Origin of the sequence: Variovorax sp. GrIS 2.14 (assembly GCF_046115955.1) — a bacterium.
Lineage (GTDB): Bacteria > Pseudomonadota > Gammaproteobacteria > Burkholderiales > Burkholderiaceae_C > Variovorax.
The window spans coordinates 136,942-159,341 of the sequence record NZ_JBJXIA010000006.1 but is presented as its reverse complement, the minus strand read 5'-3'; the positions used below and the strand labels follow the sequence as shown (position 1 = coordinate 159,341).

5 protein-coding genes are annotated in these 22,400 nt (G+C 64.7%); all 5 read left to right on the top strand.

Features of this window, described 5'->3' with window-relative positions:
• The first annotated feature begins 191 nt into the window (after window positions 1–191).
• The 5 genes from RCH10_RS12360 (at window position 192) to RCH10_RS12340 (ending at window position 22,371) form a co-directional block, all read left to right on the top strand.
• Window positions 192–7,838: an OmpA family protein gene (locus tag RCH10_RS12360; RefSeq protein WP_409052578.1), complete on the top strand. Its 7,647-nt coding sequence runs from the start codon at window positions 192–194 to the stop codon at window positions 7,836–7,838.
• On the top strand, window positions 7,828–8,634 hold the full coding sequence (locus RCH10_RS12355) for a DsbA family protein (RefSeq protein WP_409052577.1): 807 nt from the start codon (window positions 7,828–7,830) through the stop codon (window positions 8,632–8,634). Before RCH10_RS12360 ends, RCH10_RS12355 begins: the two co-directional genes overlap by 11 nt.
• 1,157 nt (window positions 8,635–9,791) lie before the next feature.
• Entirely contained in the window at window positions 9,792–14,012 is a 4,221-nt protein-coding gene (locus RCH10_RS12350; protein WP_409052576.1) for a beta strand repeat-containing protein, read from the top strand.
• Window positions 14,009–14,746 (top strand): DsbA family protein, encoded by a 738-nt coding sequence (locus tag RCH10_RS12345; RefSeq protein ID WP_409052575.1) that lies wholly within the window; start codon window positions 14,009–14,011, stop codon window positions 14,744–14,746. The genes RCH10_RS12350 and RCH10_RS12345 overlap by 4 nt, the downstream gene beginning before the upstream one ends.
• The gene (locus tag RCH10_RS12340) at window positions 14,746–22,371 is read left to right on the top strand and encodes a hypothetical protein (protein WP_409052574.1); all 7,626 of its coding nucleotides are present in this window, start codon (window positions 14,746–14,748) and stop codon (window positions 22,369–22,371) included. The genes RCH10_RS12345 and RCH10_RS12340 overlap by 1 nt, the downstream gene beginning before the upstream one ends.
• Window positions 22,372–22,400 lie beyond the last annotated feature (29 nt).

Here is a 22,400-nt window from a genome sequence, read left to right as displayed (position 1 = left end):
TGCGTTTGACTTCCGGCGGGTCTCCAGCCCGCCGGACTTTTTTGCGACGCACCACCTCGGCGGAGGTGCTTCGCCTTTTTCCTCTGCGGCTTGAACGGGCTCAACGCCACAAGCACGCCCAGGCCCCAGCGGAAAAAGTTTCCAAATATTGAATGCCCCTGCGCAACGGGGGGCAGCGGAAGGTTCATCGCGTGTATTCCCATTTAGAAAAGGCCAGCGCTGGCTTGTTGCGATGGCGCAAGGTCGGCAAGGCACTTATTGCTGGCGCCGTACTGTTGGTCGGCAGCGCGTTGGTGCAGGCCGCACCAGCGCCGGGCGGCGCAGTGATTCGCAACGTCGCTACAGGCACCTATGTGCCAGCTGGTTTTTCGCAAACCGAAACCACCAATTCGAACGCCGTGCTGGCCACCGTGCTACCGGTGGAGGCGCTGGTGCTCACCCAGGACCAGTCGGTCACGCGGCCGCCGGCGGCGGTCGTGACGCTGAGTCACCTGCTAACCAACACCGGCAACGTGGCGTCCAGCTACACCCTCAATTTCAGCAACAACGGCGTGGGTTGCTCGCCCGACACGCTCGACCTGTCGTCGCTGCGCATCGTGCGCGACACAAACAACAACGGCGTGGTCGACAGCAGTGATCCGGTCATCGTACTGAATAGCGGCGGCGCGCTCGTCTTGCAGCCGGGTGAAACCGCTTCGCTGCTGGTTCAAGGCACGATTCCCGCGGTCGGCGCTGGCAATGCCTGTATGGCGCTTGTGGCCACCACGGCGATGCAGAATCTGAGCGCCGTCAACCACGACGTCGTGACGGTCGGCAATGTGGCGGTCATTGCCATCAGCAAGAGCGCAACGTATCCCGGCTTGGTGATTCCAGGCACGACCCGAATCGACTTCACCGTATCAGGTGCGAACATCGGTTCGCAAGATGCCCAGCCTAGCAACGTCGTAGCGCCCACCAACACGCCTGTGCTGGTCAACGGTGCGCCCGCGGCCCTCGTGCTGGTGCGCGACCTGGTCCCCGTCGGCACGCAATACATCGTCGGTTCGTTACAAAGCGCCGCAGCCAATTCAATCAAGCTTTATCGTCTTCCCTCAGACGCACCTTTCAGCTACCGCACGGTGGAGGACGCCTCTGCCATCGAAGTTGCCATCGGCATTTCGACGCCGGTGGTACGCAACGGTTCCTTCGCGATGCAGTTCGGCGTCAAGGTCAACGCCAGCCAGACGGGTGACATACGCAACACGGCCCAGAGTGACTACAACGACTCGGTCAGCCCGACCGAAGCATCTTCCAACACGGTCGTCATTACGTCGACCCAAGCCCGCATCGGCGTAGCCAAGGGCGCTTCCTCGCCCAAGGTGAACCGCGGCGCGGACGGCCAGCTCGACGGCACCGCCACCGTGCATTTCAGTGTCAACGTCCGCAACTATGGCGCGGTGTGGCTCTACGACGTGCAGGCGCCCGACGTGCTCGAAGGCGCCGGTGCGACCCAGTTCGGAACCTACACCGCAGCCCCCGTCCCAGCGGCCAATCAGTACACCATCGTGCCCGGTACGGTGTCGATCGCAAGCAATCAGGGTAACGGTGTGAGCGGCACCGTCGCCATCGCTAACCCGGCTTTTGCCGGCACCGCGGCTGCGCCTAATTTGCTCGCTCCCGGGGCTGTATTGCCGGTCGGCGCGCAGTTCACGGTGCAGTTTGATGCACGCGTCAATTTCACCGGTCGCACCGGCACCCTCTACAACAGCGTCCGGGTAGCCAGCGCGCTTGCCGCCGGTGCGGCGCCAACGATATTTGACGACTCCGTCGACGGCACCGACCCCAACCCCACGGGCGATGGCAATCCGAACAACAACACCTCGCCCACGCCGGTATCGACGCAACTCCCATCGCTGTCACTGGTCAAGAGCGCATCGATGTCGCGCCGTGTTTCCGCCGGTGTCTACGACGTCGACTACACGCTGAAGGTGACGAACACCGGCGTCGCTCCGGCACCCAATGTGCGCGTGATTGACAACCTCAATTGCACGTTCAACATGGACAACCCGAACGGCTTGATTGCTTCGTGGGCACTTCTGAGCGCGCCCAAGATGCTCAGTGGGCTGTTGAACCCGGCGGCCAGCTTCACGGGCCAAGCCATTTGCAATCGGACCACACTCAACAGCGCGGACCCGTTCAGCCTGCCCACCGAAGCGGCACTGAGCATGACCGATGGCAGCCGCGCTCTGGCGCCCGGCCAGAGCGAGCAGATCACCTTCACCGTGCGCGTCACCGAGAAGGCTACTGCCATGGGCAACCGCGTGACGGTGATCAACAAGGCCTGGGCCGCAGCGTTCGATCAAAACACCATCAACGTCACACCGGCGATGCTGGTCGCCGCGACCGCCAGTTCGGTGCAGTCGCTGCTGGTCGATCCGCAGGGCACCGTCTACAACTCGGTGACGCGCCAGCCGGTGGCCGGGGCACTCGTCACCTACACGCGGCAGTCTTGCAGCAGCGGCCCGGTCACGCCCATCATCGCCGCTGAAATCAACGGCGCCAGTTCAGGCACCTACACGTTCAACGCCAACGGCAGCATCTCCATGACGACGGGGGCCGATGGCGCCTATCAGTTCTACCTGCAGTCGCCACCGATCACCGGCTTGTGCACGTACGGCATTTCCGTGACACCGCCCGCGGGCAGTGGCTATGTGTACCCGTCGCTGCTCATCCCGCCGACACCGGGCAGTTTTGCCAGTTGCGGCGCCATCGTGCCCAACATCACGTCGCCCCAACCCTCAGACCCGACAACCTATTATTTTGCAGTCGTGTCAGGCGTGAACCCGGACGGCACCGCGTGCGATGCGGTGCATGACCACATTCCGCTGGACCCGGGCAACGTGCTGGGCCTGCTGCTGCGCAAGGACGGCAGCAAACGCCAGGCCGAGTTCGGCGACTTCATCGACTACGCGCTGACCGTCACCAACAAGACGGGCTTTCCGATCACTGGTGTGAACTTCAGCGACAGCCTGCCACCCGGCTTCGCCTTCGTGGCGAACAGCGCGCGGCTGAACGGTGCCGTCGCTGCCAACCCGGCAGGCGGCGCAGGGCCGTTGCTGGGCTTCGGATTTCCGGCGCTGACCCTGGGACCGGATCAGTCTGCTGTGGTTCGGTATCGCCTGCGTATCGGCGTGGGTGCGCCGACGAATGGCGATGCCGTCAACCGTGCGCGCGCGTCCTCGGGTCCGATTCAATCCAACCTGGCCAGTTGGCGAGTGCGGGTCACGGGTGGCGTTTTCTCGGACGACGCATTCGCCTTTGGCAAGGTGTACCTGGATTGCAAGCGCGACGGCAAGCAAGAGGGCCTGGACGAGCTCGGCGTGCCCGGTGTGCGCCTGTACTTGGAAAACGGCACCAACGTCGTGACCGACGTCGAAGGCAAGTGGAGCCTGTACGGCTTGAAGCCCATCACGCATGTGCTGCGGCTGGACCAGACCACCTTGCCTCGCGGCGCGCGCCTGGAAGTGCTGGACAACCGCAACTCGGGCACGCCCGAAAGCCGTTTCGTCGACTTGAAGAAGGGCGAGTTCCACAAAGCCAACTTCATCATCACCAACTGCGACGACAAGGCAATGATCGATGAGGTGGCCGCCCGTCGCGCCGCCATTGCGGCGTTGCCCGACACCGAAGCCGAAGCGCAGGTCCGCCTGCGTCTGGACCCCGAGGGCAAGATCATTCCGGTCGGCGACACACGCTCGCTGCCGGCCAGCGGTCAGTCGCTGTCCAGCGGCAGCACCGGTGCGGTGCAACGCACGTCTGCGCCGCTGATTGCGCTGCCGGTGCCTGACGGCAAGACCAGCACCTTCGTGAGCGCGGCTGGCGGTACGGGCGGCGGCGGCACTTTGGGCAGCATGAGCGCCGCAGCACCCACCCCGGCCGGCAGCCTCTTTTCGTCACTCAGTGGTTTGCCGACCAATGGACTGCCTTCGTCGGCTGTGAGCGGTAGCGCGACCGGTGCAGGCGCCTTTGCGAGCCGCCCGATCGGCGCCAGCGGTGCCATGCTGGAGCCGCGCAGCCAGGCCCTGCTGATGCAAGCCACCCCGAGCGCCATCGACCTCGAAGTGCTCCTGCCGCAGATCGACAGCAACGCACTCGGCTTCATCGGCCTCAAAGATGGCGACACCGTTGCCAGCCAGTCTCTCAACGTGCGCGTCAAGGGCGAGGCGGCCTTGTCTCTGCGCCTGACCGTCAACGGCATCGCGATCGATGCGAGTCGGGTGGGCAAGAAGACGCAACTCGCCTCCAGGAAGATCGGTGCTTGGGAATACATCGGCGTGCTGCTCAAGCCGGGCCGCAACACATTGCAGCTCGATGCGGTCGACGATTTCGGCAACGCGCATGGCGCGCCGGTACAGATCAGCCTGACTGCTCCCGACAAGCTTGCCGCCATCCAGATCGATTTGCCCGAAGTGGCACGCGCTGACCTGCGGACACCCGTCATCGTCAAGGTGCGCCTGGTCGATGCCGCAGGCGTTCCGGTCACTGCCCGGACTCAGCTCACGCTTGAAAGCGACCGTGGCCGCTGGCTGGACGAAGACCTGAATCCGGCCGAGCCCGGCACGCAGGTGTTCATGGAGGGCGGCACGGCGGAGTTTCGTCTGCTGCCGCCCGGCGAGCCAGGCGATGCACGCATCCGTGTGACGGCCGGCGACCTCGGCAAGGAAGTGCGGCTGGCGCTGTTGCCGGAGATGCGGCCGATGATCGGCGTCGGCATTGTCGAAGGCGTGCTCGACTTCACCAAGCGCGGCAACCTGGCGCTGGGCACCATGCCTGCCGGCGCCGCCTTCGAGGCCGAGCTGACAGGACTGAAAGACCAGAGCGGCGACCGGCGCGCCTCCGGCCGTGCGGCGTTCTTCTTCAAGGGCACCGTCAAGGGCGACTATCTGCTGACCGCGTCTTTCGACTCCGACAAGACCGAAAAAGACCGCCTGTTCCGCGACATCCGTCCTGACGAGTTCTACCCGGTCTACGGCGACTCGTCGGTGAAAGGCTTCGATGCGCAAAGCACGCAGAAGCTCTATGTGCGCATCGACAAAAATCGCAGCTATCTGCTGTACGGCGACTTCACCACCGCCAGCAGCACCGAGGTGCGCAACCTGAGCCAGAGCAATCGGTCGCTCACCGGACTCAAGCACGTCTATGAAGACGACACGGTGCGCGCCACCAGCTACGTGAGCCGCACCGCGCAGGTCCAGCAAGTCGAAGAGTTTCGCGCCGTCGGTACCTCGGGTCCTTACTACCTGAGCGCCACGGGCGGTGATTTCGTCGACAACAGCGAGCAGATCGAAGTCATGGTTCGCGACCGCAACCAGCCGAACATCGTGCTGCTGCGCACGCCGGTGGCGCGCTTCGTCGACTACACGGTCGAGCCGTTGACGCGCCGCATTCTGTTCACGCATCCGATCTCCTCGGTCGATGCCAACCTGAACCCGCAGTCGATCCGCGTCACCTATGAGGTCGACAGCGGCGGGCCCAAGTTCACCGTGGCCGGCACCGATGTCCAGGTCAAGGTGGGTGAGCGCGTGCAGCTCGGCGTGGTCGCCAGCACCGACCAGAACCCGCAAAACAAACGCAAGCTCGAGGCCGTGACCGGCATTGCCCGTATCGGCGACAACACGACCGTGGCGGCCGAACTGGTCCATACCGAATCCGACGCAAAGGGCAAGGGGAACGCTGGCCGGGTCGAAGCGCGCTATCAGGACGAAAAACTCGCCGTCGTTGCGTTGGCCAGCAAGACCAGCGAAGGTTTCGACAACCCCGGCGCCTCCATCATGGCCGGACGCACCGAAGTCTCGGCCCGCGCTGAATACAGGGTCGATCCAACCACTGCTGTGCGCGCCGAAGCGCTCTACAGCAAGGACGCACTGCTGACCGGCGGCACCAAAGGTGCGACGGTGAGCGCACAGAAGAAACTGAGCGACACGCTCGTGGCCGAAGTCGGTCTGCGACAGGGACAAAGCACGACGGGCCTCGGCTCCAGCTCGGGCTTCGACTACGGGCAGATCTCCACCTACAACGGCCAGCTCGGCGGCAGCGTCGGTGCCGGCAACGTGACCGCGCTCGGCTCGGCAGCCACTTCCGCCAGCACCCAGAACGAGAGCCTCACCACGGTGCGCGCGCGCCTCTCATCGGCGGTGCCCGGTCTGCCACAGGCACAGGTGTTCGTCGAAGGCGAGCAAGACGTCAAAGACGGCAGTCGCCATACCGTTGCGGTCGGCGGCAATTACGCGATCACCGACAAGACGCGCGCTTACGCCCGCTATGAACTGGTCTCGTCGCTGAACGGGCCCTATGACGCGACCAGCACGCAGACCCACAACGTGGGCATCGTCGGCATCGAGAGCGCCTACATGGAGGGCGGCCGTGTGTACAACGAGTACCGCCTGGCAGACAGCATCGACGGCCGTTCGGCGCAAGCTGCTTTGGGTGTGCGCAACACCTTCAAGGTGACCGACCACCTGCGACTGACTGCCGGCATGGAACACACCCGCAGTCTGAGCGGTGCCAGCAACAGCGTGAACAGCGGCAACGGCTACGCGTCCACTGGCCTGGGCGAATCGACTGCCATCACGGGCGGCGCGGAATACAGCGATGGTGCCTTCAAGGCGAGCGGTGTGCTCGAAGCCCGCAATGGTGACGACGCCAACACGCGCCTGTTCAGCGCGGGCGCCGGCTACAAGCTCAACCCTGAAGTGAGCCTGCTGGCGCGCAGCGTGATCAGCGACAGCGAAGGGCAGGGCGCCAATGCGGGCAACGAGCGTCACTTGCAGCGCCACCAGATTGGCCTGGCCTACCGGCCGGTCGACACCGATACGTGGAACGCATTGGCACGCTACGAGCATCGCTCTGAAAAGATCGTCGGTGGTGGCAACTCGGCCGGCGCCCTCAGCGGCGGAAGCGCTTTTGGCAGCGACTCCGGCAACGCCACCCTGCCGGGCACCACCAGTGCCGACATCGTTTCAGCGCACCTCAACTTCAACCCTGAACGCGGCACCGTCATCACCGCGCGCTACGCCGCCAAGGTCAGCCGCGCCGACGACGGGGTGCTGCCCAGCACTTACTGGGCTCACCTGGTGCAAGCCCGCTGGACCAAGGACCTGAACGCCGATTGGGACGTCGGCGTGCAGGCGGGCGTGCTTTACGGCAAGGGCGGCGGACTGCAAAAGACCGCCGGCGTCGAGGTGGGCTACCAGGCCTACAAAAATACGTGGGTCTCGGCCGGCTACAACGTCGTCGGCCTGAAAGACCGCGACCTGACCGCCAACGAGTACACGAGCAAAGGTGCTTATGTACGACTGCGTTTCAAGTTCGACGAGACGGGGTTGGGCTTTGCGTCGGCGGGCGGAGAGCCTGCATCCGCCAAGCCTGTGGATGCCATTACCGCTGCCAACGAAGCAGCTCGCGCCATGCCGGTGATCGCGCCGGCGCCGTTGCCGCTCGCGTTGCCGGCCAAGACCACGCTGCAGGCAGAGACGCTGTTCGACTTCGGCAAGTCATCGGTCAAGCCCGAATCGCACGCCGCACTCGACGTGCTGGCGGCGCAAATCAAGGCCACCGACTACGACGTGGTGATCACCATCGGCCACACCGACTCGGTCGGTTCCGACAGCTTCAACCAGAGGCTTTCAGAACAGCGCGCCGACGCAGTGCGCACCTACCTGATCGCACAGGGCGTGGACGCCACTCGTATCCGCAGCGAAGGCAAGGGCGAAAAAGAGCCCGTTGCCTCCAATGCCACCGCACAAGGGAGGGCACAGAACCGCCGCGTCGAAATTGAAGTGAACCCCCATGCTCGCTAAGTCCATATGCCTGCTTGCCACCACGGCGGTCCTGTCCGTGCCCGCAGCGGCCTCCGCGCAGGGCCGCGTGATGACGGTCCCTACGGCCTCTGTGACTTTCTCGGTCGCCAAAGACGATATCGACCAGGCCAAGTTCGAAGCGGCTTTCGCCCGCACTCTCGATGCGCATCCCGAATGGGTACGCGCTGCGCTCGAGAAATCAGAAGTGCTGCGCCTGCAGGCTGCAGCCACCGCCACCGCCGCCGCCACCGCCACCACCGAGCGCGCGGTCTATGCGCGCTATTCGGCGCTGCACCCCGCCGCGCCCGTCCTCGGCCAGCCCGCTGCGCCGGTCACCCTGGTCGAGATGTTCGACTACAACTGCAGCTTCTGCCGCATGGCGCAGCCCCGCATCGCCGCACTGCTGAAGTCCAGCCCCGACCTGCGCGTGGTGATGGTCATGACGCCGATCCTCGGCGCCGACAGCACCGTGCTGGCCCGGTTCGCGCTCGCTGCCGATCTGCAGGGCCGCTTCGCCCAGGTGCATGACTCGCTCTTCACCGGCCCGACGCCCCAGCCAACCGACGAAGCGTCGCTCAGCCTGCTGGCCAGGGCCAACGGGGTGAATTGGCCGCGTGCCAAGACCGACATGGCCGGCGCCGCTGTCACCGCGCGCCTTGCGACGATGACGCAGGATTGGGAAGCGCTGGGGAGGGTGGGCACGCCTTCGTTCCTGACGCCGAAAGGCCGCATCGTCGGCGCGGTATCGATCGAAGCGCTGGCGGCCAGCCTGAATGCCGGGGAGGGCGCCAAGTGATGAGTCGGACTAACGCAAACACGTCGGGCGGTTCTTTTTGCGAGGTGACTGAACATGCAGCGGCCGAATCGAAACCAATCAACATGACAGACAGACTTGGCGCGTCGTCATGGACGCGTAACTTCTTTAATTGGTTTGTCCCGCAATCTGCTGCTCCGGCTGCAATCTTTCCAGTGGTTCGGGCTGCTGGATACAACAGCACACGCCGGGTACGCCTTGGGCTTGCATTGGCTTCAATGGCCTGTGCGGGACTCGCTCATGCCGTGACCACGGGTGTACCTTTCACTGTTCCGGTTGGCGTGACCCGGATTAGCGTGACCATCGTCGGCGGCGGCGGCGGTGGCGGGGCCAACGACATCAATGCAGGCGGAGGCACCGGTGGCTCGCGAAGTTCCTTCACAGCAGTATTGTTTGTTAAATCAGGTGATATTTTTACAGGAGTGGTTGGGCAGGGCGGGCAGGGCGGGATCGGCTCGAGTTGCTTTGGTGGTGTGAGCGGCGGGTCAGGCTCCTCGTCAGGCGGAAAGGGCGGGAGTCCTGGGTGTAGTGGTGCGTCCGGCTCGGGCGGCGGCGGCGGCGGCAGCAGCTCGCTCGTTCGCTCTGGCATTACATTGATGCAGGCATCGGGCGGCGGCGGCGGCGGCGGCGGGTCTACGAGTGGAGGTGTAGTAACGGCGGGGGCAGGTGGCACCGGCAGCACAGCCATGACAGCCGCCGCAAACTGCGTACCCGCTGGCAATGGCGGAACCGGTGGGGCCGCTACCGGTGCTGATGGCGGAAGTGGCGGTGGCGGTGGCGGTGGTTATGCTCCAGGGTCCGGCGGCTTTGGCTCAGCGGATAACGTTTCCCAAAGTTCTGGAGGTACTGCGGGTAGTTCATGCAGAAGCACCCAAGCAGGGCTTTTTTTCTCGGGGCCGACGGGTACTCCAGCTGGCGGTGGAGGTGCAGGTGCGTTTTACGCTACTTCGGGAGGCTTTGGTTCCGCTGGTACGAACGGTTCTATCCAGATTACCTACACCGTCGGTGCCGATTTGAGTACAGCCAAGGTTTGGTCGAGCGGTAATTCTGGGGATTCGGTCACCATCGGTGCCACCAGCAACGGGGCTGTAAACACCGCAGCCTTCACGTCGACCTACCCCACAAACTCGAGTAGTAATGTGGTCTCGGTCAATGCCGGCAACACCATCACCTTTCCGGCAGAAACCGGCACTAACATCGGTAACTACAACACGACGTTGGTGTGCAATGCCAATGGCGCTGCCACGGCCAATTTGTTGAATGGCTCAAGTAGTCCGGCGGATGGTCAGGCCCAAAATACCTTGTTGATAGGTGCGGGCGATGTCGGCAAGGCGATTGTTTGCGCCTACACCAACACGCGGAAGACAGTTGATCTGTCGATCCTCAAAAGCCAGAGCCTGACCAACGGGTCGTTCACCACGGGCACGCTCAAGGCGCCAGCGGTCCTGAACCCGATGTACTTTAGCTTGGTAGTCTCCAATCTGTCGGGCGCCACGGCCACCAACGCCACTTATACCGATACCGTGCCGACGCAATTCATCAACCCCGCGGTGGTCAGCACGTCGGTGGGGGGCACGGCGACCTGTCCGGCGCCGTCGTTCAGCGGCTCCACGCTGAGCGGCACCGCCACTATTCCGGTCGGCAGCAGTTGCACGATTATCTATTCGGCGGTTCCGAATACCTTGACCAGCCCGACCGTGGGCGTGATCAACACCGCGACGGTCGCGGCAGCGAGTGGCGTCACAGACGCCAACACGGCCAACAACACATCGTCGGTCACCACCTTCATCAATCCCGTGATTCGGCTGAACGTTGTGACCGTGGGCACACCGCCGGCGGGCGACAGCGGCTTTTTCAATCTGTCGTTGGCCAATAACTTAAGCCCTAACGCCAACCCGACCACGGCGTTTCCTGGCGGTGGTACCAACCCCCAGACCAACCAGGGCAACGGCGGCACGACCGGGTGGGTGATGGTCGATGCGGGAAACAACGGCTCTACCTACAGCACCGTCACAGCGGCGGAAACGGCCGGTACCTCGACCAATCTGGCCAACTACACATCGAACCTGGCTTGCGTGGACGGCACGGGCGCGTCGTACCTCACCGGATTTCCGGGCTACCCCGGCGGGCCGATCGTGGCCGGCAACACTTCCAACGGCATCACGGCGCCACAGAATCCGACGTCTGGATCGGCGACCCAGGTCACCTGCACCTATACCAATACTGTTCGTCGCAGCCTGACGCTGACCAAGGCCTTCAGCCCGACAACGGTCGCAGCCAATTCGACGTCGCGTGTGACGCTGACGTTCAACGCGGCGCAGCAGTCCGACAGCGTGCGGATGACCGATAACTTGCCGGCTGGTCTGTTGATCGCGCCGACGCCCAATGTCCAGTTGGGCACTGTTTCAGGCACCTGCTATGCCGCCGGTGCTTACTATGTCGCCACTGCAGGCAGCACCCAGTTTGTCATCACCACCAACGGCGGTGCCGCCTATTTCACGCCTGCGGGCGTGTGTACGCTGAGCTTCGACGTGGTCGCCGCTAGTGCAGGGTCTTACGTAAACACGATCCCAGCCGGTGCCATTGCGGACAGCAACGGCGACACGAACCCGACTGCCGCCAACGCCACGCTGACCGTGACTGCCCAAACGACACTGCAAACTGCCAAGCTGTGGGGCGCAGGCAGCCCGTCCAGTGACGTCGCCAACGTGTTCGGCACGACGGGTGGCACCTCCGGTGGCGCCGCCAGCAACACCGCCAGCTTCAGCACGACAGGCGGCACCGCGCGCAACACCGCCGTGGTCCCAGTGACGGTCGGCGACACCCTGACCTTCCCGGCAGAGAACTTCACCCCAGCGGCCAGTGCGGCCAACTACACCACCGTGCTGGCCTGTACGGCGGGTGGCGGCGCTACCGCCAATGCCTTGAGCGGCAGCAACGGCCAGGCCAGCAACACCTTGGTGATAGGCGCAGGCGACAGCGGTAAAGCGATTGTCTGCACGTTCACCAACACCCCTAAAACCGCCACCTTGCAAACTGCCAAGCTGTGGGGCGCAGGCAGCCCGTCCAGTGACGTCGCCAACGTGTTCGGCACGACGGGTGGCACCTCCGGTGGCGCCGCCAGCAACACCGCCAGCTTCAGCACGACAGGCGGCACCGCGCGCAACACCGCCGTGGTCCCAGTGACGGTCGGTGACACGCTGGCATTTCCGGCGGAGAACTTCACCCCCGCCGCCAGTGCGGCCAACTACACCACGGGGCTTGTCTGTACTGCCAATGGCGGCCCCACTGCCAATGCGTTGAGTGGCAGCAACGGCCAGGCTAACCAGACGCTGCTGGTCGGCGCGGGCGACAGCGGCAAGGCCATCGTCTGCACCTACACCAACACGCCCAAGCTGGCCGTCCTCAACACCACCAAGGTGCTGCAGGGCATCAACGGCGCCCTGGCTGCGGCGGGCGCCACAGTCAAGGCCGGTGACATACTGGACTACCAAATCAGCGTGAGCAACACCGGCGGCTCGTCGGGCACGACCACGCTGACCGACACCGTACCGGCCAACACCACCTTCAGCAACGCCGCTCCCAGCCTGGGCTGGTCGTGTGCCAACGGCGCGCCAAGCGGCACAGCCTGCACCCAGACCGTGAGCGTAGCGGCGGGTGCCACCACCTTGCTGGGCTACCGGGTCACCGTGCTCAACCCGCTCCCGGTGGGCACGACGAGCATCGCCAACAGCGTGACCACGTCTGCCGGCACTTGCAGCAGCTGCACCGTGAGCAACCCGACCGCGTCAGTGCTGGACACCACCAAGACCTTGTCCAAGGTCAACGGCGCGGCCACGACAGGCACCGCTAACGTCGTGGGTGGCGACGTCTTCCTCTACAACATCACAGTGCGCAACAACGGCGGCACCACAGGCACGACCGTGCTCACCGAGACCGTACCAGCGCACACCACCTACACCGGATCGGGCGAAGGGTGGTCGTGCGCCAACGGCTCGGTGGCCGGCACCAGCTGTACCTTGAGCGTCACGCTGGCGCCCGGCACCGTGGTGGCACCGTTCACCGTCACGGTAGACAACCCGCTGCCACCTGGCACCACTACGGTGGTGAACACTGTGAGCACCTCAGCGGGCACCTGCAGCGGCTGCACCGTGACCACTCCCGGCACCAACCTGGTGGTGTCAGGCCACGTGTTTACCGACAACGGCGCAGGCGGTGGCACGCCCAATGACGGACTGGTCAACGGGGGAGAAGCTGGCGTCAGCAGCGTGCGCATCACGCTCACCAACTGCATCGGGACCACCTACGCCACCACCCTCACCGATGCCTCGGGCAACTACCTGCTGGGCCTCAGCGCCTCCCTGGCGATAGGCGCGCAGCTGTGTGTCGAAGAGACCAACCCGGTCAGCAGCGTCTCCACCGGCGCCTCAGCAGGCAGCACAGCGCTGCCCTCTGGCTCGGCGGTAACGGTCAGCGCCACCAGCTACACCTACACCCGCACGGGTACACCCGACCGCATCGCCTTCGGCTGGAACGGCACCGGCCACAGCGGGCTGAACTTCGGTGACGTCGGCCGGAACACCTTCGCCGCCGATGGTGCCAAGACCGGCCAGAGCGGCAACACCGTGGTGTACCCGCACACCTTCACCGCGCAAACCGGCGGCTCCGTCAGCTTTGGCATCACGTCCGCAGTGGCCGCCCCCACGCTCAGTGGCTGGAGCGAGAAGATCTTTGCCGACCCCCTGTGCACCGGCGCAATGCCGGTAGCTCCAGCGGTGCCGACTCTGCTGTTCCCGCCAGCGGTGGCGACGACGGTGACCGCAGGCCAGCAGGTGTGCGTGATCATGCAGGAGTTCATACCTGCCACAGCGCTCAACGGCTACATCAACACCGTCAAGGTCCAGGCCGACTTCACCTTTACCAACGCCGCACCGGCGCTCACCGCCAGTTACCAGGTGACTGACGTGACAAAGGTGGGCAGTAGCGCGCTGGACCTGAAAAAGCAAGTGAGGAACGTGACCCAGAGCGGCGTGTTTGGCGTCAACAACCAAGCCAAGTCAGGCGAGATGCTGGAGTACCAGATTACCTACACCAACAACGGCGCCAGTGCGATCACGAACCTCACGATCAACGACGCAACGCCGGCTTACACGACGTTCCTGAGTGCCCTGGCCGGGACCACGCCTGCGACCTTGACCGCCTGCCAGAAGCAAACACCTGCCAACGCGCTACCGGCTGCGGCGGTGGTGTGTCCGGCCGCGCAGAGTGTAGGCGGCACGGGTGCGATCAGCTTCCAGTTCTCGGGCCCGCTTAATCCCGGTGCCACCGGCACTGTGCTGTTTCGGGTGACGGTCAATTGATCCACTATGCCAGCAACAGTTCACGCCAAGGTGCCAGCAGTGGTCATGACCGCCTGCTGGTGCGCCAGCAAGTCGGCCTGGCCTACCGGCTGGTCGGGCAGGTCGCGAAAAACCTGTCGGTGTCTGCAGGCTACAACGTGCTTGGTTTGACGGACCGCGACTTGTCGTCCGACTACACCAGCAAGGGCGCGTACATTCAGCTGCGCTTCTATGCGCGCTATTCGGCGCTGCACCCCGCTGCGCCCCTCCTCGGCCAGCCCACTGCGCCGGTCACCCTGGTCGAGATGTTCGACTACAACTGCAGCTTTTGCCGCATTGCGCAGCCCCGCATCGCGGCACTGCTGAAGTCCAGCCCCGACCTGCGCGTGGTGATGGTCATGACGCCGATCCTCGGCGCCGACAGCACCGTGCTGGCCCGGTTCGCGCTCGCTGCCGATCTGCAGGGCCGCTTCGCCCAGGTGCATGATTCGCTGTTCACCGGCCCGACGCCCCAGCCGACCGATGAAGCGTCGCTCAGCCTGCTGGCCAGGGCCAACGGGGTGAATTGGCCGCGTGCCAAGACCGACATGGCCGGCGCCGCCGTCACCGCGCGCCTCGCCACGATGACGCAGGATTGGGAAGCGCTGGGGAGGGTGGGCACACCATCGTTCCTGACGCCCAAGGGCCGCATCGTCGGCGCGGTATCGATCGAAGTGCTGGCCGCCAGCCTGAATGCCGGGGAGGGCGCCAAGTGATGACCAGTGTTTCCATCATGCGTAAGACCGCAGCGTCGCTGCTGTCTTTCCTGACCCTCGTGGCGCTTCCGGGCCTGGTAGAGGCACAGACTTACAGCTCCGGAACGTACAGCGTGGCCGTGCCCGCCAACGTGTATAGCGTCACCGTAACGCTCAGGGGCGGCGGCGGCGGCGGCGGCGGCGGCGATCAAAGTCCCTATGCCGGCGGTTTTGGCGGGTCAGGCGCGAGGATAGTCGGGGTTGTAAAAGTACTCCCGGGTCAAATCCTGTCGGGAAACGTGGGCGGTGCCGGCGGCGGCGGTTCCTCCAATCCGGGCTGCCCCTACTACGGTAGCGCTGGCGCAGGCAACGGCGCGGGTGGATCTGGGTCTCCCAATAATTGTTCTGACCCTTACGTCACCGGCGGCGGCGGCGGCGGCGGCGGCGGCTCTTCGTTTGCGGTCGCGGGTGTCGTGAAGCTCAAAGCAGGCGGCGGCGGCGGCGGCGGCGGCGGCGCGTTCAACATTTCTGTCGGCGGTGCCGGCGGCAGTTCAGCGACCTTTACATCGGCCGCGAACTGCACCAGCACGGGAACAGGCGGCACTGGTGGGGGCCCAGCCGTTGAAAGTGGAGGGCGTGGCGGCGGCGGTGGCGGTTATGTCGGTGGCGCCGCCGGGGGCTTCGACTCAGGAGGTGGAGGGGCGGCCACGTCGTGTTATGTGCTTACCGACCTGACCGCTGCGCCGACGACTACTGCGAATGGCGGCGGGGGTGGCGGGGGTTCAACCAGTGGTGGCCCAGGTCAGTCCGTACCCGGGGGGAGTGGCGGCGCTGGAAATGTAGTGCTGCTGTTCGCCGCCGCACAGCCGATCACGCTGCAAACGGCCAAGGCCTGGGGCGCGAACAACTCAAGCGATACGGCGCGCATTTCCGCGACCACGGGTGGTACCCCCAACAACACGGCGGCCTTCACCAGCAACGGCGGGACTGCCGCGAACAGCGGCACCGCGGTCAACATCTCGGGCGGCAACACCGTGACCTTTCCAGCGGAGAGTTTCACGTCCGGTTCGCTGGCCAACTACAACACGACATTTACTTGCAACGCGACCAATGCGCCTAGCAGTGCCAACGGGCAGGTCAGCAACACACTGGTCGTCACCGGGGCCGATGCCGGTAAAGCCATCGTCTGTACCTATACCAACACGGGCAAGTCATCGGACCTTTCGATCGTCAAAAGTCAGAGCCTGATCAACGGATCGTTCACCACAGGCACTCTCAAGGCACCGGCGGTCCTGAATCCCATGTATTTCAGCCTGGTGGTCTCCAATCTGTCGGGTGCCACGGCCACGAATGCCACTTATAGCGATACGGTGCCTTCGCAATTCATCAACCCCGCGGTGGTCAGCACGTCGGTGGGGGGCACGGCGACCTGTCCGGCGCCGTCGTTCAGCGGCTCCACGCTGAGCGGCACCGCCACTATTCCGGTCGGCAGCAGTTGCACGATTATCTATTCGGCGGTTCCGAATACCTTGACCAGCCCGACCGTGGGCGTGATCAACACCGCGACGGTCGCGGCAGCGAGCGGCGTCACCGACACCAACACGGCCAACAACACGTCGTCGGTCACCACCTTCATCAATCCCACGATCCGCCTCAACCTTGTGGTCAACGGCGTGAACACGCTGTTCAACCTATCGATCGCGGCGAACTTGAGCCCCAACTCCAACCCGACCACGGCATTCCCGAACGGCGGCACCAATCCGCAGAATAATGTGGGTACAACCGGCACGACCGGGTGGGTCATGGTTGACGCGGGCAATAACGGTTCCACATACAGCACGGCAACAGTGGCGGAGACCGCCGCCGGCACGACCGTGCTGGCGAACTACGTCTCGAATCTGGCCTGCATCGACGGGACCGGTGCGTCCTACCTCAATGGCTTCCCGGGTTATCCGGGCGGCCCGATCGTGGCCGGCAATACCTCCAACGGCATCACCGCGCCACAGAACCCGACGGCGGGTCTCGCGACGCAGATCACCTGCACCTACACCAACACGGTCAAGACGGCGACCATACAGTCGTCCAAGACCTGGGGCACGGGCAGCCCCTCTGCCGATATCGCCAACGTCTTCGGCACCACCGGCGGCACCCTTAACGGCGCGGCCAGCAACACCAGCAGCTTCAGCACCGCCGGCGGCAACCCGCTCTCGTCCAATGTCGTCACCGTCTCGGCCGGCGACACCCTGACCTTCGCGGCAGAGAATTTCACGCCGGCCGCCAGCGCGTCGCATTACGCGACCTCACTGGTCTGTCTGGCAAACGGCGGGGCCACCGCCAATCCGGTGAGCAGCGCCAACGGCCAAGTGAACAACACGTTGCTGATCGGCGCCGGTGACAGTGGCAAGGCCATCGTCTGTACCTTCAACAACGTGCCTTTGCTGGCAGACCTGGCAATCGCCAAGACACAGCGTCTGGGCACCAGCGGCACGTTTGGCACCGGCAGCGTCCGCGCCTTCTTCGGCGACATCGTTCAGTATCAGCTCGTGATGACCAACAACGGTCCGGCCGCAGCGCCCAACACGACGTTCAGCGACCCCATTCCCGGCAACCTGACCGGCATCACGATCGTCAGCACCACCCCTGGACCCGGCGTGGCTTGCACGGCGACCGCCGGTGCGACGGTGACCGGCACGGTCTCGACCTTCCCGAGCGGCGGCACTTGCACGATCGTGATCCAGGCCACCGCCAATGCACTGACCGATCCGACCTCCGGTGCGGTGAACACCGCCACCGTCACCGTGCCAGCAGGGCTGACCGACACCAACACCGCCAACAACACGTCATCGGTGACGACCTTCATCGACGGCTCGGTGGTGGTCAACAAGGTGGTGGTCGGCACGCCGCCCGCGGGCGACAACGGCTTGTTCAACCTCACCTTCCCGGTCACCCCCGCGATGGGCCCGGCCCTGGTCGGTGCGACCAGCCAGGGCAATGGCGGCACCACCGGCGCGCCGCAGCGCATCTATGCCGGTGCAGCCTCCAACCCGATCTATTTCAACGAGACGGCAACTGCCGGTTCGAACCTCGCCAACTACACCACCACCAGCAGTTGCACGCTCGGCACCGGCGCCGGCCCGATCCCGGGAACCAACAGCTACTTCTATGTCGCCAACGGCTATTCAGGCAGCGCCAACACCAACGTGGTCTGCACGATCACCAACACCGCCAAGGCCACGCCGACGGTGACCATCCGCAAGATCTCCAACGGCGGGACCTCAACCTTCGCCTTCACGGGCACCAACGGTATTGGCACCAGCGTCACCACCACCACTGCCGGAACAGCTGCATCGGGCCCGACCCAGACACTGACCGCCACCAATTCCGGTGCGACGATCACCGAGACAACGCAAACAGGGTTTGCGCTGGCAGGTGCCATCTGCACGGGCATGGGTTCAGGCGGAACGGCCACTTTGTCGGGCACCACGCTGACGCTCGACGCGGCGGCGACGGCAGCCGGCTCGAACATCATTTGCACCTTTACCAACAGCAAGACAGCCACGGTAATTTTGCAGAAGGCCTGGCGCAACGGTACCGACAACAACGGCACCACCAGTACCACCAGCATTCCGGCGATCACGCTGGGCATGACCACGCCGACCGGTTCGGTGAATTCGACCTCGGCCAGTGGGGTGCCGAGTAATAACAGCACCAGCAGCACGTCGGGCACGGCAGCGGTAGGCGCGACGCTGACTCTGCCAGCCGAGACGCTGGGGAGCGGCGCGGCGCGCTTCGGGGTTGCCACCTATTCCTGCGTCGATGGCACCACCACCGTCAACAACATTGCCCAGGGTGGCACCGTGACCGTGCCTGCCAGCAGTGGCGGTGGCACGCTGACCTGCACACTGACCAACGCCGCACTGCCCGTGGTGGTGTTGGGCAAGGCAGCGCGCGCGGGCTCGCAGTCGCCCACCTTCAACTTCACCGTGAGCGGAGCGAGCAACGCCAGCGCGGCGTTCGCGTTCACCCCGTCCAACTCGGTGGTCACGCAATATGCGGCCCAGGAACATCTCGGCACCGTGGGTACTGCAGTGGTCATCACCGAAGGCAGTACGTCCAACTGGCCGAGCGCACCGGCGTCCGCCGTTTGTACCGACCTGAACGCGGCCAATTCGGGCAATCCGGCGACCATCCCGATTGTCTCCAACAACGCCACGGCGACGTACACCGTACCTGCCGCCAACATGGTGCTGGGCGCCAACATCCAGTGCGTCTTCTCCAACGAACAGCCCCAGGTCACGCTCAACAAGTCGTTCGTCGGCACGGCGCCTGATTCCGGTCTGTTCACGCTGCGCATCAGCGGCACCAACAGCACGCCGGGCAATGCCGACGTGACTGCGCCCGCCAATTACTCCACCAGCGGCGGTGGAACCGTCTATGCGGTGGTCAATGCAGGCCCGGCACCGGTGACCTTGAGCGAGACCGCAGGATCGGGCACCTCGTTGTCCAACTACAGTGCCAGCATTGCCTGTAAGGACGCCAACAATCTGGCTTACGCCACCACGCCGACGTCCGGCGTACCGGGCAGTTGGTCGCTGGTGCCGCCCAGCGGCTATATCTCGGGCAACAGCGAGTTCATTCGCTGCGATATCACCAACACGGCCAAGATCACGCTGCAGTTGAGCAAAGTCTGGGGCGCCAACAGCATCGCCGGCGACGTTGCCAACATCGGTGCGACCACGGGCGGGTCAGCGAACACAACGGCCTTCACGTCGAGCGTTCCGACAACCGCCAGCAGTGCCCAGGTCACCGTGTTGGTGGGCGACACCCTGACACTGCCGGGTGAGACGCTGAGTCCCGGTACGTTGGCCAACTACACCACCGTGCTGAGTTGCAAGGCCAATGGCGGTGCCATGGCCAGCGCGTTGAGCGGAAGCAACGGCCAGGTCGGCAACTCCCTTGTGCTCGCTGTCGGCGACAGCGGCAAGGCCATCGTCTGCACTTACACCAATACTCCCAAAGCGACCACGCTGCGGTTGCGGAAGATCTTTGCCGTCAACAGCATCCAGAACGACGCCATCACGGTAAGCACCACAGGTGGCTCGACCAACCCGACGCTCAACGCGAGCGCCTCGACCGCAGGAACGACCACCACCGGTACGTCCGTCGCGGTCACCGCGGGAAACAGCATCACGCTGCCAGCGGAAACCTTCACCACCGGCAGCCAGGCCAGCTATACGACGAGGGTGAGTTGCAACAACACGGTCTCGCCGGTGACCAATGCCGCGCTGCCGCAGACCTTCACGGTGGCCCCGGCCGACCCGCCGCTGACCTGCACCTACACCAACACACCCAACAGCCCCACGCTGCAGTTGAACAAGACCTTTGCCGTCAACAGCACAGCGGGTCACACGATCAGCGCGACGTCGAGCGGGGGCACCAACCCGGCAACCATTGCGGCGACTGCCACCGCCGCAGGCAACACCACCAACGGTACTGCGGTCACGGTCAGCGTGGGCAACGCCATCACGCTGCCGGTGGAGACCTTCGGCGGCGGCGCGAGCGCGAGCAACTACACCAGCACGGTCAGTTGCAACAACAGCGCCACACCGCTGACCAACGCCGCGCTGCCGGCCAGCTTCACGGTGGCCGCGGTCGACACGGCCATCGTGTGCATCTACACCAACACACCCAAGCCGACCCTCGACACCACCAAGGTGCTGCAGGGCATTAACGGCGTGGCGGCTGTGGCGGGCGCGACAGTCAAGGCCGGCGACATCCTGGACTACCAGATCAGCGTGACAAACACCGGAGGCTCGTCGGGCACGACCACGCTGACCGACAACGTTCCGGCCAACACCGTCTTCAGCAGCGCCGCCCCGAGCCTGGGCTGGTCCTGTGCCAATGGCGCGGCGAGCGGTACGGCGTGCACCCAGACCGTGAATGTGGCGGCGGGTGCCACCACGTTGCTGGGCTACCGCGTCACCGTGTTCAATCCGCTCCCGGTGGGCACGGCGAGCATCGCCAACAGCGTCACCACCTCCACCGGCACGTGCAGCAGCTGCAGCGTGAACAACCCGACCGTGGCGGTTCTTGACACGTCCAAGGCGCTCGTCAAGGTCAACGGTGCGGTCACGACCGGCACCGCCACGGTGGCAGGCGGCGACGTCTTCCTCTACAACATCGTTGTGCGCAATACGGGCGGCAGCAGCAGTACGACCGTGTTGAGCGAGACCGTACCGGACCACACCAACTACACCGGGTCGGGCGAAGGGTGGTCATGCGCCACCGGCTCGGCGGCCGGCATCGTCTGCACCTTGAGCATCACCACAGCCCCCGGCAGTGTCACGACGCCCTTCACCGTGACGGTGGTCAACCCGCTGCCGGTGGGCACCACGACGATCGTCAATACCGTGACGACCTCGGTAGGTACCTGCAGCGCCTGTACCGTGACCACGCCGGGGACTAACCTGGATGTGTCGGGGCGCGTATTCACCGACAACGGCGTGGGTGGAGGCACAGCTAACGACGGGCTCATCAACGGTGCGGAGGTTGGCGTGGCACGCGTCGGCATCAAGCTGACGAACTGCGCGGCGACCATCTACGGCACGACCATCACCGATGGAACCGGCGGCTTCAAGATAGGGGTCAACTCGTCCCTGCCAGTGGGCAGCCTGCTGTGCGTGGAGGAAACCAACCCGGCCACGCGGATCTCGACCGGCGCCTCGTACGGCAGCACGGCGCTAGCTTCCGGTACGGCCGTGACCGTGAGCGGAACCAGCTACACCTACACCCGCACCGGCACACCTGACCGCATCGCATTCGCGTGGAACGGCACCGGTCATGCCGGGTTGAACTTCGGCGATGTCGACCCCAACACTTTTGTCGCCGATGGCACCAAGGGCGGTCAGCCCGGCAGCACCGTCAGCTACTCCCACACCTTCACGGCGCAGACGGGCGGCTCGGTGAGTTTCACGATTGCATCCGCAGTCGCAGCGCCGACCCTCGCCGGCTGGAACGAGAAGGTCTTTGCCGATGTCGGTTGCACCGGCACGCTGCAAGCGGGCGCTGCGGTGTTGTACCCGCCAGCGGCGCCGATGACAGTGGTGGCAGGCCAGCAGGTCTGCATCGTGATGCAGGAGTTCATCCCCGCGACGGCGCAAAACGGCTACGTCAATACGGTCAAGTTAGAGGCTGATTTCAACTTCACCAATGCAGCACCCACGCTTTCTGGCAGCTACCAGGTAACCGACGTGACCACGGTCGGAAGCAGTGCACTGGACTTGAAAAAGGAAGTGCGCAACGTCACGCAAGGCGGTGTGTTCGGCGTCAACAACCAGGCCAAGTCGGGTGAGACGCTGGAGTACCGCATCACCTATACCAACAACGCCGCCGCACCGATCAGCACGCTGGCGATCAACGACACCACGCCGGCGTACTCGACCTTCGTGAGCTCCCTGCTGGAGAGCACGCCGGCCACGCTGACGGCCTGCGCAAAGAACACGCCGGCCAACCCGCTGCCGGCAGCGACCGTTGCATGCCCCACGGCGCAGGCCGTGGGTGGCACCGGCCCCCTCGACTGGAAGTTCACCGGATCGCTCGCGCCGGGCGGTACCGGTGCGGTGCTGTTCCAGGTGAAGGTCAACTGATATTCACCAAGGTAGAGCGCCGGATGCGA

Bases quoted from the DNA above. Each gene is read 5' to 3' on its own strand.
- RCH10_RS12355 (WP_409052577.1), top strand. From the start codon at position 7,828: ATGCTCGCTAAGTCCATATGCCTGCTTGCCACCACGGCGGTCCTGTCC.
- RCH10_RS12340 (WP_409052574.1), top strand. From the start codon at position 14,746: ATGACCAGTGTTTCCATCATGCGTAAGACCGCAGCGTCGCTGCTGTCT.